Source organism: Streptomyces shaanxiensis (assembly GCF_039537145.1).
GTDB classification, from domain to species: domain Bacteria; phylum Actinomycetota; class Actinomycetes; order Streptomycetales; family Streptomycetaceae; genus Streptomyces; species Streptomyces shaanxiensis.
Genome location: NZ_BAAAZY010000010.1, coordinates 896,704 through 913,116, shown reverse-complemented (window position 1 = coordinate 913,116; position 16,413 = coordinate 896,704). Strand labels below are relative to the sequence as shown.

Genomic DNA, 16,413 nt, shown 5'->3' with positions numbered 1-16,413 from the left:
GTGGTGGCTCAGAAGTCGTCGAAGTCGTTCTCGAAGTCGTCGATGTCCTCCTGGGTCAGTTCGACCAAGGGGAGGTCCGACGGGGTGAGTCCGCCGGCCGGGGAGTCACCGGCGTGCCGGGCGAGACCGCGCAGGGCGCGCTCCCACAGCCCGAGCAGGTCCTGTGCCTCGGACTCGGTCAGGAACCCGTCCGGCCAGGTGGCGGAGACGTGCAGCCGGACACCGCCCGCCTCCTCGACGGCCACGGCGTTGATCTCCAGACCGAAAGCGGCGGACTGTCGGCCCGCGGCCGAGCCGCTGTTGGACGCGGTCGGCGGCGGTACCCGCAGCATGGGGGCCTCGGGGGCCAGTTCCCAGGGCTCGTCCGCCGCGCCGGACGCGGTGAAACGGCCCAGGTAGTTGAAGAGGACCTGCGGCTGCGGAAGCTTCTCCAGGGCGGGTGCGGTGTCCGGGTTGAGGTGGCGCAGGAGGCCGTATCCGAGGCCGCGATCCGGTACGGCGCGCAGTTGCTCCTTGATCCGCTTGAGCGCCGTGCCCGCCGCGGCCCCACCGGACAGCGCTTCGTCGAGGTCGAGCGGGCCCGGGTCGATGCCTACCGGGTGGAACGTGGTGAACCAGCCGACCGTGGCCGACAGATCGACGCCCTCGGCGATGCCCTCCTCGCGTCCGTGGCCCTCCAGGCCGACGAGCAGCGAACGGCCGGTCAGGTCGCCGCGCCGCTCCCGCCAGGCCGCCACGGCCAGGGCGAGGGCGGTGAGCAGGACGTCGGGGGCGGCGGCGTGATAGGCGGCGGGGACGGAGGTCAGGAGGGGGGCCGTGATGTCGTCCGGGAGGGCGAGGGTGTGGTCGCGCAACGTCGCGTCGGTGTCCGGTGTGCGCTCGATCAGCGGACGCCCGTTCTCCAACGCCTCGGTCCACCGGGCGAGTTCGCGCATCCGTGCCGGTTTGCGGGCCTCCTCGCCGAGGAGCCCGCTCCAGGTTCGGAAGGAGGTGCCTGTGCGGGGAATGGCCCGCCCGGGCTGCCCGGACTGCCATGCCTCTGCCAGGTCTGAGGTGATGATCCGCCAGGACACGCCGTCGACGACCAGGTGGTGGGCCACGAGGAGCAGCCGCCCGGAGCCTTCGAACCAGACGGCCTGGAGCATGCGTCCGGCCGCCGGGTCGAGTCGCGCCACGGCGGCGGCGAGCTGATCGTCGAGTGCCGCGTCCCGCACACGACTGAGCAGGTCGCTCGCACGCACCGTTCCTGCGGCGGGCACGACCAGTCGGTTCGTCAGTCGGGCACGGAGTATGTCGTGGCGGTCCAGGACCGCTTGGAGTATGTCGACGGCGGTTTCGTAGGTGAGGTCCGGCGGCGTCACGAGCAGGACCGCCTGGGCGAGGCCGCCGTAGGAACCGTCGGGGCCGGCCGTCCAGCGCATGACCGGGGTCAGCTCCACCTCTCCGACCGGCTCATCGACGAGGCCGGCGCCGGTCGGTTCGGCGGAGGCGGCCGCCAGACCGGCCGGCGTCGGCGTCTGGAAGACGTGCCGGGGGCTGAGGGCGATTCCGGCCTTGCGGGCCAGGGTCACCAGGCGGATCGAGACGATGCTGTCGCCGCCGAGTTCGAAGAAGTTGTCGTCGACGCCGACGCGCCCGAGTCCGAGGACGGAGGCGAACAACTCGCAGAGCAGCCGTTCGCGTTCGTCCGCCGGCTCCCGTGCCGGTGCGCTGGAGGTCGTGGTCTCGGGCGCGGGCAGGGAGCCGCGGTCGACCTTGCCGGAGGGGAGCAGCGGGAAGGCGTCCAGGGCGGTGAGCGTGCGGGGGACCATGTGCTCGGGCAGCCGTTCCCGGAGCCGGCCGTGCAGGTCGCCGAGGACGTCGGCGGCGAGGTAGTACCCGGCGAGCTGCTTGACGCCAGGGGCGTCCTCCCGGATCACCACGACACCGCGCCGCACACCGGGATGCTGTTCGAGGATCGCCTCGATCTCCTCCAGCTCGACCCGCATGCCGCGGATCTTCACCTGGTTGTCGGCGCGGCCGAGGAACTCCAGGGTGCCGTCGCGCTGCCACCGCACCAGGTCGCCGGTGCGGTAGAGCCGCTCGCCGGGCGGGCCGAACGGGTCGGCCACCCAGTGGTCGGCGGTGCGGCGGGGATCGTTGACATAGCCACGGCCGAGATAGACGCCGCCGGCGTACAGCTCCCCCGGCACCCCGACCGGCACCGGCTGCAGCCGGTCGTCGAGGACGTGGAGCCGGGTGTTGCCGTTGGGCCGCCCGATGGAGACGGCGCTGCGGATCGCTCCGGTGCGGTAGACGACGTGGCTGACGCCGATGGTGGCCTCGGCCGGCCCGTACCCGTGGTACATCACCGCGGGGCTCGCGGCGCGGAACCGGGCGAACAGCTCGGGGGTGAGCACCTCGCCACCGCACCAGACGTGCTTGAGGGAGCCGGCCCGGCTGGCGAAGCCGTCCAGTTCCAGCAGCAGGTCGAGCATCGAGGAGACGAGGTAGGTGAAGGTGACCCGGTGCCGTTCGACCGTGTCGAGGAGATAGTCGACGTCGCGTTCGCCGCCCGGCTCGGCGATCACCACCCTGCCGCCGTTCACCAGCGGCAGGAAGATCTCGTTGATGGAGATGTCGAAGCCGAGCGGCGCCTTGAACAGGGCCGCGTCCTCGGTGCCGAAGCCGAGCAGGCCGCGCTGCCACAACAGCCGGTGCGCGATGGCCCGGTGGCGGATCATGGCGCCCTTGGGGACGCCGGTGGAGCCGGACGTGTAGATGACGTAGGCGAGGCCCTCGGGATCGACGGGGACGGCCGGGTTCTCCGGCTCCTCCGGGCCGTCCAGGCGCACCTCCAGGAACGGCGGCGCGTCGTCCCCGAGGACCGATCCGTCGCCCGGCCTGCCCAGCACCGCCGTCAGCGCCGCGCTCCGGCACACCTCGGCGACCCGGCGCGCCGGCCAGGACGGCTCCAGCGGGACGAACGCCCCGCCCGCCTTCAGCACGGCGAGCAGTCCCACGACCATCTCCACCGAGCGCTCCAGATGGATGCCGACGCAGCGTTCGGGCCCGACGCCCCGTGAGGTCAGCTGCCCGGCGAGGGCGTTGGCGCGGGCGTTGAGCTCGGCGTACGTCAATCGCGTGCCGCCCTCGATGCCGTACTCCACGGCGGGCAGGTCAGGGGTCCTGGCCGCCTGTTCCTCGACCAGTGCGGTCAGGGTGGTGGCCGGCATGGGGTGCGCGGTGTCGTTCCACTCCCCCAGCATCCGGGCGCGCTCGCGCGGGGTGAGGACGTCGGCCTGGGCGACCGGCAGATCGGGCCGCCGGGCCAAGTCGCCTACCATCCGCACGAACCGCTCGACCATGTCCTGGGCGGATTCACGGTCGTACAGGTCGAGGCTGTGGACGAGCGAGCCGGTGATACCTGCGCCGTCGGCCCGTTCGAAGACGTGGAAGGCGAGGTCGGTCTTCGCGGTGTAGAAGGCGACGCGCAGCTCGCTGAGCGTCAGACCCGCGAAGTCCCTTGTCTCGTCCGGAGCTTGCTGATGGGCGAGCATGACCTGGAACAGCGGATGCCGGCCCATCGAGCGGGTGGGAGCGAGCGCGTCCACGAGCCGCTCGAACGGCAGGTCCTGGTGGGCGTACGCGTCCACGTCGGTCTCGCGCACCCGGGCGAGCAGCGTACGGAACGTCGGGTCGCCCGAGACGTCGGTGCGTAGCACCAGGGTGTTGACGAAGAGGCCCACGAGATCGTCGAGGGCGGCGTCGCCCCGTCCGGAGACGGGCGCGCCGAGGGGGATGTCGTCCCCGGCTCCCAGGCGGCGGAGCAGGACCGCCAGGGCGGCCTGGAGCGCCATGAAAACCGTGCCGCCGGCCTCTGCGGCCAGGTCCCGCAGCGTCGCGTGGACCTCCGCGTCGAGGGAGAAGTCCACGGCGCCGGCCCGGTATCCGGCGACGGCCGGGCGAGGCCGGTCGACGGGCAGCTGGAGTTCCTCGGGAACTCCCTCCAACTGACGTGACCAGTAGTCCAGTTGGGTTTGTGAAACCCCACCTTCTTGGAGCAACTGCCGCTGCCACAGCGTGTAGTCGGCGTACTGCACGGTGAGCGGGGGCCATGCGGGGCGATCGCCTCGCGCCCTGGCCGCGTAGGCCGTCTCCAGGTCCCGCAGCAGGGGCTCCGCCGACCAGCCGTCGGTGGCGATGTGGTGGACGAGGAGGAGCAGGACGTGTTCGTCGGGGGCGAGGCGGTACAGCGTGGCGCGTACGGGGATCTCGGCATCCAGCGCGAACGCGTACGCGGCGGCCTCACGCAGCAGCCCGTCGAGTTCCCCGGCCCCGGCCGGCGCGACCTCGAAGGGCACGGCCACGTCCGCCAGGACCCGCTGGAAGGGCGTGCCGTCGTCGTCCGGGAAGACCGTGCGCAGCGCCTCGTGGCGGGCCACGACGTCATGCAGGGCGGCTCGGAGGGCGTCCGTGTCGAGGTGCCCGGTGAGGCGTACGGCGGTGTGGATGTTGTACGTCGGGCTCGGCCCCTCCAGCCGGTACAGGAACCACAGCCTGGCCTGTGCGGAGGAGAGCGGCACCGGGTCGGGACGCCGGGCCGGCACCAGCGCGGGGCGTCGCTCGGCGGCCGGGGCCTGCAGGAGCGGGGCGAGCGCCGCCACGGTCGGGGTGTCGAAGACCGCCCGCAGGGGGAGGACGGCCCCGAACTCGGCCCGGATGCGGGCGATCAGGCGGGTGGCCAGCACGGAGTGGCCGCCGAGGGCGAAGAACTCGTCGTGGATGCCGACGGAGGGCAGCCCGAGCAGATCGGCGAACAGGGCGCACAGAGTCGCCTCCGCCTCGGTGCGGGGGGCGGTGGCGGTGGTGAGGCCGGAGAGGTCGGGGGCGGGCAGGGCCGCGCGGTCGAGTTTGCCGTTCGGGGTCAGGGGCAGCTCGTCGAGGATCACGACGGCTGCGGGCAGGAGATGCTCCGGGAGCGTCGCCTTGAGGTCCTGCCTGATCCGCAACGGCTCCAGGGTGGTGCCGGGGTGGGGCACGGCGTACGCCACCAACCTGGGGTCCGCCGCCTGGTCCTGACGTACCGTCACCGCCGCCTGGGACACTCCGGGCAGCGCGGCCACGGCGGCCTCGGTCTCACCCGGTTCCACGCGGAAACCGCGGATCTTGACCTGGTCGTCGGACCGGCCGAGGAACTCCAGCGCGCCTTGCGCGGTCCAGCGCACCAGGTCGCCGGTGCGGTAGAGGCGGGCGCCGGGCGAGCCGTACGGGTCGGCGACGAAGCGGTCGGCGGTCAGGCCGGGGCGGCGGAGGTAGCCGCGGGCCAGCTGGGTGCCGCCCAGGTAGAGCTCGCCCGGGACGCCCGGGGGCACCGGGCGCAGGGACGCGTCCAGCACGAGGGTGCGGGTGTTCCACACCGGGCGGCCGATCGGTACGGAACCGGCGGCGGACCTGGTCCCCTCGGAGCACGGCCAGGCGGTGACGTCGACGGCCGCTTCGGTGGGGCCATACAGGTTGTGCAGTTCGGTTCCGGGCAGCGATGCGGCGCAGCGCTCGGCGAGTTCGGAGGGCAGCGCCTCACCGCTGCACACGATCCTGCGCAGGGCGCCGCGCGCCTGCCCGGCGGCGGGGTCGTCGAGGAAGACGCGCAGCATCGAGGGCACGAAGTGCGCGGTCGTGACCCGGCGGTCGCGGATCAGCTCGGCGAGGTAGCCGGGGTCGCGGTGGCCGCCGGGTCGGGCGAGGACGAGCACGGCCCCGGTGATCAGCGGCCAGAAGAACTCCCAGACCGAGACGTCGAAGCTCGCCGGTGTCTTCTGCAACACACGGTCTTCGGGGCCGAGTTCGTACGTCTGCTGCATCCACAGCAGCCGGTTGACGATCCCGGCGTGCGGAACGACGGCACCCTTGGGGCGGCCGGTGGAGCCGGAGGTGTAGATGACGTAGGCGGGGTGCTCGGGGCGGAGGGGCCGGAGCCGGTCGTCGTCGGTGAGTTCGGCGGAGTCGAAGGCTGCGGTCTCCGCGGCCATGGTCTCCGTGTCGAGCAGGAGCAGCGGTACCCCTGGCGGCAGTTCCCGCGCGGTCTCGGTGGCGGTCAGCACCAGCGTCGGCGCGGCGTCCTCCACCATGAACGCCAGCCGCTCGGCCGGGTAGCCCGTGTCCAGCGGAACGTAGGCGGCACCCGCTTTGAGCACCGCGAGCAACGCCACCACCAGGTCGGTTCCGCGGTCCAGCGCCACGCCCACCAGGCGCTCGGGACCCACGCCGTACGAGACCAGCAGCCGGGCGAGGCGGTTGGCGCGGGCGTGGAGGTCGGCGTAATCGAGGGCGGGCGAGCCGTCGTCGGCGATGAGGGCGATCGCGGTGGGGGTGCGTGCGGCCTGCTGGGCGAGGAGGCCGGTGAGGTGCGCGGCGGGGACGGGGTGGTCGGTGGCGTTCCAGTCCTCCAGGATCCGGCGTTCCTCGGCCTCGGTCATCAACGGCAGCCGGGAGATGGCGAGTTCGGGGTCGGTGAGGGCTGCGGCGAGGAGTGTCTCGAGGTGCTGGAGGAGCCGGTCGACGGTGTCCGGGGCGAAGAGGCCGCTGCGGTAGGTGGCCTCGATCCGCAGGCGGCCGCCGGTGAGGAACGCCTCCAGGGAGAGGTCGAACTGCGTGGTGTCGTTGTGGACGGTCTCCCATGCGGCGCTCACGCCCGGGAGCTGCGGTCCTTCGAGTCCCTGGGTGAGGAAGAGCAGCATGACGTCGAAGTAGACGGAGCGGCCCGGCTGCCGTTCCGGCTTCAGTCGCTCCACCAGTTTGTCGAAGGGCATGTCCTGGTGGGCGTATCCGTCCGTGCAGACCTGCTTGACGCGCTCGACGAGTTCGGCGAAGCCGGGGTCGCCGTCGAGGTCGGCGCGCAGGGCGAGGGTGTTGCCGAAGTTGCCGATCAGCTTTTCGAGGCCGGGGAGGTCGCGGTTCATCACGGCCGAGCCGATCGGGATGTCCGTGGCACCGGTGATGCGGTGCAGCAGCGCGGCCAGACCCGCGAACAGCACCATGAAGGGCGTCGCGCCCGCGCCCCGCGCGAAGGAGGTGAGCCGGTCGGTGACGTCGGGGGCGAAGGTGTGGAAGCGACGGTCGCCGTGCGCGGTGGGGCGGGCGGTGCGCGGGGCGTCGGTGGGCAGGGCGAGGGGGCGCGGTGCGGGGACGAGGGTGGAGCGCCAGTGGTCAAGGTGTTCGGCCAGCCGCTCGTCGGTCCAGGTGGTGCGCTGCCAGTGCGCGAAGTCGCCGTACTGGAGGGGAAGTTGTTCGAGCCCGGCGGACGGTCCCTCGGTCACCGCCCGGTAGAGGGCGCTGAGGTCGCGGGAGAGCGCGTTGAAGGTTCCGCCGTCCCAGGCGATGTGATGGACCGTCAGGACGAGGGTGTGGTCCTGCTCCGCGCGATGGATCAGCAGGGTGCGCATGGGGTGGTCGGCGGCGAGGTCGAAGGGCGTCGCCGAGGCGGTCCGGGCCAGTTCCGCCGTCCGGCGGTCCCGCTCCTCCCCCGGCAGCCCGCGCAGGTCGGCCGTGCCGAACTCGACCTCCGCCTCGGCGTCGACGATCTGCTCCGGGGTGCCGTCCTCGGCGGCCGGGTAGCGGGTGCGCAGTATCTCGTGCCGGTCGACCAGACCTTGCAGGGCCGTGCGCAGGGCCGCCGGATCGAGCGGGCCGCGCAGGCGGATGGCGAGGCAGACGTTGTAGGCGGGGCCGGCCGGGTCGAGCTGCTGGAGCAGCCACATCCGGGACTGGGCGTACGACAGCGGCAGCCGGGGCGTGTCCGCGGGCCGGGGCGGGATGCGCTCGGAGCGGGCCGCGGCGTCGGCCAGACCGGCGCTCTCCAGCCTGCGGCGCAGCAGTTCGCGCTTGCGTGCGGCGAGGTCGGCGGTGGGGGTCTGCGTCACTGGTCTCCGCCTTTCGGGAGCGGTTCGCCCTTCAGCAGCAGTTCGAGGGAGGTGGTCCACAGCGCGGCCAGCCGTTCGATCTCGGCCTCCGTGAAGAGCCGCTCCGGCCACTGCCAGCACACCGAGAGGTCCGTTCCGGTGATCACCGCGTCGACGACGAGGGCGTACGGGGCGGGCATGTCGGGGTCGGCGCCGCTGCCCATGGCCCCGGTCTCGGGTGCGCTCGTGAACACGGCGGCCTCGCTGCGCTCGCCCATCCCCATCCGGCCCAGGTAGTTGAACTGGATCTGCGGCTCCGGGAGTTGGGAGAGCTGCTCCGCGGTCTCCGGGTTGAGGTGGCGGAGCAGGCCGTAGCCGATCCCCTTGTCGGGCAGGGCGGCCAGCTGGTCGCGGATCCGCCGTACCCGGTCCGCGCCGGGTGGGGCACCGGGATCCAGCCGGACCGGGAAGACGCTGGTGAACCAGCCGAGGGTGCTGGAGAGGTCGGCGCCGGGGAGGAGGTGCTCCTCGCGGCCGTGGCCCTCCAGGGCGATGAGGACGGAGGGGTCGGGGGCGCTTCGCCAGGACGCCACGGCGAGTGCCAGCGCGGTCAGCAGCACGTCCTGGACGGAAGCGGTGGTCAGCGGTGCGGTGATGTCCGGGCCCAGCGTGGTCCAGTGCCTGCGGATCGTCGCCCTGGTGTCCAAGGCCGGGTCCAGTGGTCCGGCACCCAGGGGTGACTCGGGCCGGTCCAACATCCCCTTCCAGAGGGCGAGTTCGGCAGACCGCTCCTGCGCGAGGCCTTGCAGCGCCTGCGCCCACTCACGGAAGGACGTGCCGCGCGGTGACAGCTCCCCGCCCTCCCAGGCGGCGGCCAGGTCGGCGACCAGCACGCCCCAGGACGCCGCGTCGGTCACCAGGTGGTGCAGCACGACCAGGAGCCGCCCCTCGCGACCGCTGCCGGCGTCGAACCACAGGAACCGCGCCATCGCACCGGACGCCGGGTCAAGCTCGGCCACCAGCTCGTCGAACGCCTCCGGCACCAGCGTGCCGATCGCCGTGTGGTCCAGCCGCTCGGCGTCGATGCGGCGTACGCAGTCGGCCGCGCGGGCCGAACCCACGGGCGCGGCCTCGAAGCGCCAGGACCCGTCGCCTGCCCGGGCGAAGACGGAGCGCAGCAGGTCGTGCCGGGCCAGTACGGCCTGGACGGTGCGGTGCAGCCCGTCGAGGTCCATGGCGGGCGGGGTCCGCAGGAAGCGCGCCTGGCTGAGGGCCCGGAAAGGGCCGCCCTGCTCGGTGAGCCAGGTCAGGATCGGGGTGAGCGGGATGTCGCCGGTTCCCGCGTCGGGGTCGGTGACGCGGCGTTCGACGCCGCCCGAGCGCTGTCCCGCCTCCACCCGTTCGGCGAGTTCCGCGATCGTGGGCCGCTCGAACACATCACGCGGCGAGATCGCGAGACCGGCCGCCCGCGCCTGGCTGACCAGCCGCATCGACACGATGCTGTCGCCGCCGAGCGCGAAGAAGCTGTCGTGCACCCCGACCGTGTCCAACCCGAGCACCTCGGCGAACAGCGTGGCGAGCCGCTCCTCGACCGGGTTCCGGGGCGGCTGCGCGGCCGGCCCGGCGGACCGGGACGGCGCCGGAAGGGCCGCGGTGTCCAGCTTGCCGTTGAGGGTGAGCGGGAAGCCGTCCACCGGGACGAACGCCGACGGCACCATGTAGTCGGGCAGTACGGCGGCCAGGGCCCGGCGCAGCAGCTCCGGGGTCTCCTCGGCCGGCGGCGCGGACAGAACGACGTACGCGACGAGGCGCCGTACGCCCGGGGTGTCCTCGCGGACGACGACCGCCGCCCGCTCGACCGACTCGTGCTCCAGCAGGACCGCCTCGATCTCGCCGGGTTCGATCCGGTAGCCCCTGATCTTGACCTGGTCGTCGACCCGGCCCAGGCACTCCACCAGGCCGTCCTCGGTCCAGCGGGCGATGTCGCCGGTGCGGTACATGCGGGCGCCGGGGTCGCCGGAGAAGGGGTCGGCGACGAAGCGGGCCGCTGTCGGCGCCGGTTGGCCGAGGTAGCCGCGGGCCAGGCCGGCGCCCGCCACGTACAGCTCGCCCTCGACGCCGACGGGGACCGGATTGAGGTGGCCGTCCAGGATGTACAGGGTCCCGCCCGCCACGGGGCGGCCGATCGCGGGCCGCTCACTGAGCGCGAGGTCGCAGTCCGCGGAGTCGACGGTGCATTCGGTGGGGCCGTAGAGGTTGTGCGCGGCGAGGCCGTCCGTCTCCCGCAGGGTGCGCCACAGGTCGGGCGGCACGGCCTCGCCGCCGACGCCGAGCACCTTCAGGTCGGCCTGCCAGTCGCCGCCCTGGGCGACCAGTTCCCCGAGCAGGGAAGGGGACAGTTCGATGAACTCGATGCCGTGCCGGGCGAGGAAGTCGCGCAGGGCGGCGGGGTCGCGGCGGACGTCCTCCGGGACCATGTGCAGTTCGTGTCCGGCGAACATCCACAGCATGGGTTGCCAGGAGGCGTCGAAGGCGGTGGGCCAGGCGTGGCCGATGCGGAGTTGGCTGCCGCCGGCCGCTTTCAACGCCGGTGTGTGCAGTGCGGCGTTGTGGGCTGCGAAGAGGTTGGCAATGGAGCGGTGGGGGATGACGACGGCCTTGGGGCGGCCGGTGGAACCCGAGGTGTAGATGACGTAGGCGGGGTGTTCGGGCAGGAGGGGGTTGTGGCGGTCGGCGTCGGTGAGATTGGCGGCGGGGGTGTGCGCCAGGAGGTGGCGCGTGTCGGGTGCGTCCACGAGTACGCAGCGGTGGGGTGGCAGTGCCGGAAGGTGGCTGCGGGTTGAGTGTGGCTGGTCGCGCAGTTCCCCGCGCCCCTTCGACGGCGTTGCTGTCGTCGTTGTTATGAGCGCCACCGGACTCGCATCCGCCAGCATGCCTGCGATCCGCTCCTCCGGCCATTCCGGATCCAGTGGCAAATAGGCCGCGCCCGCCTTCTGGATGGCCAGGAGCGCGATCATCGTGTCCGGAGTCGGCGGGAGGGCGAACGCGACGATCTGCTCGGGTGCTGCTCCCAACTCGACCAGGTGCTTGGCGAGTTGGTTCGCCGCACTGTTCAACTCCGCGAACGTGAGGCTTTGCCCGTCCCCGACCACCGCCAACGCGTCCGGCGTGCTGGCCGCCTGCGCCTCGAACACCTCGGGCATCGTGCGATACGGCACCGGCAGCCGCTCCCCCACCCCGCCCGTCAGCAGCGCCACCCGCTCCTCGGGCGCGAGGACGTCCAACGCAGCCAGGGGGACGTCCGGCGCGGCCAGAACCGCATGGACGAGGCGCTCAAAGCGGCCTGCCAGCTGCTTCACGGCCTGACGGTCATAGCAGTCGGGGCGGAACTCGAAGACGACCCCGAGCTCCTGCTCGGCCAGCACCGCCAGGGTCAGCGGGTAGTGGGTGGCGCCCGAGCCCTTGACCTCGACGATACGCAGGCCGGCGCTCGCCTCGGCCTCGGCGACCGCCGACTCGTCGATCGGATAGTTCTCGAAGACCAGGAGGGTGTCGAAGAGGTCGCCCGCTCCGGCTGTGCGCTGGATCTCGGTGAGCCCGAGGTGCTGATGGTCCATCAGCCTGGACTGTTCGTCCTGCAGTCGGCGCAGGAAGGCGCCCGCACGCTCGCCGGGCGGTACGGTCACCCGGACCGGGACCGTGTTGATGAACAGGCCGATCATGGACTCCGCACCGGCCAGTTCGGCGGGCCGGCCGGCCACGGTCGCTCCGAAGACCACGTCGTCGCGGCCCGTCAGCCGCGCCAGCAGCAGGGCCCACAGCCCCTGTACGACCGTGTTCACGGTGACGCCCCGGCTGCGGGCGAACTCCTGCACCCGGCCCGTCAGTTCCTCGGTCAGCCGCAGGGTGTGCAGCTCCGGCGGCACCGGGACCAGCCCGGCCGCCGAAGGAGCCAGCACTGTGGGCGACGCCCCGGCCAGCGCCTCACGCCAGGCGTCGGCGGAGGCCTCGCGGTCGCGGGAGGCGAGCCAGGCGAGGAAGTCACGGTAGGGCCGTACGGCGGGCAGCGGGGCCGTGGAGCCGGGGGCGAGCCGGGCCGCGTACAGCTGGAGGAGTTCGCGGACGAGGAGGGGGATGGACCAACCGTCCAGCAGGAGGTGGTGGTTGGTGAGGACCAGCAGCCAGCGGTCGGCGGCTCGGCGTACGAGCGTCAGGCGCAGCAGGGGCGGGTCGGTGAGGTCGAAGCGCGCGGTCGCGTCCTCGGCGATCAGCCGGGCCACCTCCGCCTCCACCTCCCCCGTGACATCCGCCTCGACCCAGTTCACGGGCACCTGCTTGAGGACGACCTGCACCGGTTCGTCCAGGTCCTCGTGCAGGAAGGCGCTGCGCAGGTTGGCGTGCCGGGCGAAGAGTTCCTCGGCGGCGGTGCGCAGCAGGGCGGGGCGCAGCGGGCCCTCGATCTCCACCAGGGACTGCATGGTGTAGACGTCCTGCGCGCCCTCGTCGAACAGAGCGTGGAACAGCAGGCCCTGCTGCAGCGGGGAGAGCGGCAGAACGTCCTCGACCAGGGAACCGTCGTCCCCGGGTGCCTTGCTCATCGAGTCCTCCACCTCGCCTTGACGTTGTCGAGCTGCGACTGGCTGAGTGACACCAGCGGGGCGCCGGTCGGCGTGAACTCCTCGGGCGCGGGGCCGGTTTCGTCGGGCAGGGCCCGGGCGAGCCCGGCCGCGGTGCGGTGGGTGAACACATCACGCGGGGACAGCGCGAGTCCGGCTCTGCGGGCCCGGTCGGCCAGCCGGACCGAGACGATGCTGTCGCCGCCGTGCTCGAAGAAGTCGTCGTGGACGCCGACCCGTTCGAGACCGAGCACCTCCGCGAACAGGCCGCACAGCACCTTCTCCGGTTCGGTGCGGGGCGGCTCGAACGGGCTCGTGCCGGTGAAGTCGGGGGCGGGCAGGGCCCGGCGGTCCAGCTTGCCGCTGGGGGTGAGCGGCAGGGCGTCGAGGACGACGACGGCCGACGGTACGAGGTGGGCGGGCAGGCGTTCGGCGAGGGCTCGACGCAGGGTGGCGGGGGCGAGGGCGGGCGAGGGCGAAGCACCCTGCGTCGGCTGCGCCCCCGGCACCCTCGGCGCACCGTGAACCTCTTGCGCCCCCTGCGCCTCCGGTACGACATACGCCACCAACCGCCGCGGCGCCGCCCCGTCCTCCCGCACCACGACCGCGGCCCGTCCCACCCCCGGCAACGCACGCGCCGCCGCCTCGATCTCGCCCGGCTCGACGCGGAAGCCCCTGATCTTGATCTGGTCGTCGGCCCGGCCGAGGAACTCCACCGTGCCGTCGGCGCGAAGCCTGGCGAGGTCGCCGGTGCGGTAGAGGCGGCTGCCCGCCGGGCCGAAGGGGTCGGCGACGAAGCGCTCGGCCGTGCGGCCCGGTTGGCCGAGGTAGCCGCGGGCCAGCCCGGCGCCCGCAACGTACAGCTCACCGACCGCGCCGACGGGCGACGGACGCAGGAACGGGTCGAGGACGTGGACGCGCGTGTTCGCGATCGGCCGTCCGAGCGGGACCGGGCCCGCGCCGCCGTCGTGGAGGTGGACGAGACTGTCGCCTGCCGCCTCGGAGCAGCCGTAGAGATTGACCAGTCGTGCCTGCGGCCAGCGTCGGGTGATCGCCTCGGCCAACTCGCCGGAGAGGGGTTCGCCGCTGGAGATCCAGGTGCGGACGGAGGAGAAGGCGTCCGGCGGGGCGGATTCGACGAGGGTGGTGAAGAGGCTGGGGACCGCGGTGAGGAGGGTGGCCCGGTGGCGGTCGGCCAGTGCGGCGAGCGCGGTGGGGTCGCCGGTCGCCTCGTCGTCGGCCAGGGCCACCGCCTCGCCCGCGACCAGGGCGCCGAGCAGTTCGGTGAGGCCGTCGATGAAGCTCAGCGGGCTCTTGGAGACCCGGACCCCGGTCGGGTCGGCGCCCAGCTCCCGGCCCCAGGCGAGCCGGTTGGCCAGGGCCTGCTGAGTGCCGATCACACCCTTGGGGCGGCCGGTGGAGCCCGAGGTGAAGATGACGTACGCGGGGTGCTCGGGCGACAACGGCGGTCGCTGCCGTACGGCGGCGGCCTCCGCGCCCGGCGGGCATGTCAACTCCCTTTTGATGCCGAGCTGTTGGGCCGTCGAGGCATCGCAGATCACGAGCCGGGGCTCGGCGTCGTCGAGCATCAGGGCGATGCGGTCGGGCGGGTAGCCGGGGTCGATCGGCATACAGGCCGCTCCGGCCTTGAGCACCGCGAGGAGCGCGGTGGCCAGGTCGGGGCCGCGGGGCAGGGCCACGGCGACGACGGCCTCCGGCCCGGCGCCCCGTTCGGCCAGAGCGGCCGCCAACCGGTCGGCTCGGGTGTCGAGTTCGGCGAAGGTCAGGGTGGTGTCGCCGTGGAGGACGGCGGGGGCGTCGGGGGTGCGGGACGCCTGGTCCTCGAACAGGGCGCGGACGGTGGGGTGCGAGAGGGGGCCTTCGCTCGGGGTGTGCGGGTCGCCCTCCGCCGGGGGCAGGCCGAGCTGCGCGACGGGGGTTGCCGGGCGTTCGATGAAGTCCCGGACGAGTACGTCGAGTTGGGCTGCGACGCGGGTCACCGCCGTGTGATCCAACACCGTCGGCCGGTAGCTGAAGGTCAGTGTCAGCCGTGCGCCGGGCAGGGCGGTGAGGTTCAGGGGGTAGTGGGTGGCGTCGTGGACCGAGACGCCCGTCATGCGCAGACCGTCGGGGCCGAGGGCCCGGGCGATGCCGTCGTCGTCGATGGGATAGCTCTCGAAGACCAGCAGGGTGTCGAACAGGACCGTGTGCCCGGCGGCGCGCTGGATGTCGGCGAGGCCGAGGTGGCGGTGGTCGAGCAGTGCGGACTGCTCGGACTGGAGCCGGGCGAGCAGGTCCGCGAGCGGTTCCTCGGGACGCAGCCGCGCGCGTACCGGCAGGGTGTTGATGAAGAGGCCGACCATCGACTCGATGCCGGGAACGTCGGCGTCGCGGCCGGAGACGGTGGCGCCGAGAACGACGTCGGTGCGGCCGGTCAGTCTGCCGAGCAGGACCGCCCACAGCCCCTGGAGCACGGTGCTGACGGTGAGACCGTGGGTCCGGGCGGTGGCGGTGAGGGCCTCGGTGTCCTGCTCCGAGAGGTCCCGTACCAGTCTCTCGGGCTCCTCGGCTGGCAGGTCCCGGGCATCGGGGGCGATCAGTGACGGTTCGTCAAGTCCCGTCAACGCGGCCTGCCATGACTGTTCCGCGGCCGTGCGGTCCTGCCGGGCCAGCCAGGCCAGGTAGTCGCGGTAGGGCTGCACCCGGGGCAGGGCGTCGGGGCCGCCGTCCGAGGCGTACAGCTGGAAGAGTTCCCGGACCAGGACCGGGGCGGACCAGCCGTCCCAGAGCAGGTGGTGCGAGGAGATCACCAGGCGGTGGCTCAGCGCGTCGAAGGTGACCAGCCGGCACCGCAGCAGCGGCGGCCGGGTCAGGTCGAACCGCTTTGCGCGGTCCTCCGCCAGCAGCCGTTCCAAGGCCGGTTCACGTTCGTCGGGCGGCAGGGAGGACAGGTCGGTGACCTGCCACGGGGTCTTGACCTCGCTCCTGATCACCTGGACCGGGCGCCCTGAGCGCTGCGTGCGGAACGCGGCCCGCAGATTGGCGTGCCGGGCCAGCAGCTTCCCGACCGCCGTGCTCATCCGTTCCCCGTCCAGTGGCCCTTCGAGGCGGAGGGTCATCTGGCCGGTGTAGACGTCGTGGCCCTGTTCGTCGTACAGCGCGTGGAAGACCATCCCCTCCTGCATGGGCGACAGGGGGAGGACGTCCTCCACGGCAGGGCGGCCGGCCATCAGCCCTCGGCCCTGCGCATGGCCTCGGCCAGGCTGCGCGGGCGCATGTCCGTCCAGTTCCGCTCGATGTACTCCAGGCAGGCCTCCCGGCCGTCGGGACCGTGCACCGAGGACCAGCCGTCGGGTACGGCTACGAAGTCCGGCCACAGGGAGTACTGGCCCTCGTCGTTGACCAGGACGTGGAAGACACCGTTCGCGTCGTCGAAGGGGTTGGCCATGGCTCAGTTCCTCTCCTGCTCGGCGGCCTGGACCGGCGCGTGGTACGTGAAGGTGCCGGACACCTGGTCGGTCGCGTCGGGCACGGGCTCGGCAGGGTCGGCGCCGAGCGCGACGATCCGGTTGGCCTTGTCGACGTGGACGACCCGGGGCCGATGGGCGGCGCGCTCGGACTCGTCGAGCGCGGCGAAGGACATGATGATCACCAGGTGCCCGGGGTGGACGAGATGGGCGGCGGCCCCATTGATCCCGATGACGCCGCTGCCGCGTTCGCCGGTGATGGCGTAGGTGGTGAGTCGGGCGCCGTTGTCGATGTCGACGATCTGGACCGCTTCGCCCTCGACGATGTCGGCGGCCTCCATGAGGTCCTGATCGATCGTCAGCGATCCGACGTAGTGCAGATCTGCCTGGGTGACGGTGGCTCGGTGGATCTTGCCGTTCAGCAAGGTGCGGTGCACCATGACCCCCTGA

General features: G+C 72.7%; 5 protein-coding genes. All 5 read right to left on the bottom strand.

Annotated elements, in window-relative coordinates; translation table 11 throughout:
• Positions 1-8 precede the first annotated feature (8 nt).
• Genes ABD932_RS18040 through panD form a run of 5 tightly spaced genes read right to left on the bottom strand, consistent with a single transcriptional unit; the run spans position 9 to position 16,403 of the window.
• Positions 9-7,901 (bottom strand): amino acid adenylation domain-containing protein, encoded by a 7,893-nt coding sequence (locus ABD932_RS18040; protein WP_345013850.1) that lies wholly within the window; start codon positions 7,899-7,901, stop codon positions 9-11.
• Positions 7,898-12,478 (bottom strand): amino acid adenylation domain-containing protein, encoded by a 4,581-nt coding sequence (locus ABD932_RS18035; RefSeq protein WP_345013848.1) that lies wholly within the window; start codon positions 12,476-12,478, stop codon positions 7,898-7,900. Before ABD932_RS18035 ends, ABD932_RS18040 begins: the two co-directional genes overlap by 4 nt.
• Complete coding sequence (locus ABD932_RS18030; RefSeq protein ID WP_345013846.1) at positions 12,475-15,726, bottom strand: amino acid adenylation domain-containing protein; 3,252 nt, start codon at positions 15,724-15,726, stop codon at positions 12,475-12,477. The genes ABD932_RS18035 and ABD932_RS18030 overlap by 4 nt, the downstream gene beginning before the upstream one ends.
• Positions 15,726-15,944, bottom strand: a complete 219-nt coding sequence (locus ABD932_RS18025; RefSeq protein ID WP_345013844.1) for an MbtH family protein — start codon at positions 15,942-15,944, stop codon at positions 15,726-15,728. The genes ABD932_RS18030 and ABD932_RS18025 overlap by 1 nt, the downstream gene beginning before the upstream one ends.
• A 3-nt stretch (positions 15,945-15,947) precedes the next feature.
• Positions 15,948-16,403 carry an aspartate 1-decarboxylase gene (gene panD, locus ABD932_RS18020; RefSeq protein WP_425587472.1) on the bottom strand — a complete coding sequence of 152 codons (456 nt, stop codon included), beginning with the start codon at positions 16,401-16,403 and terminating at the stop codon, positions 15,948-15,950.
• Positions 16,404-16,413: the final 10 nt, after the last annotated feature.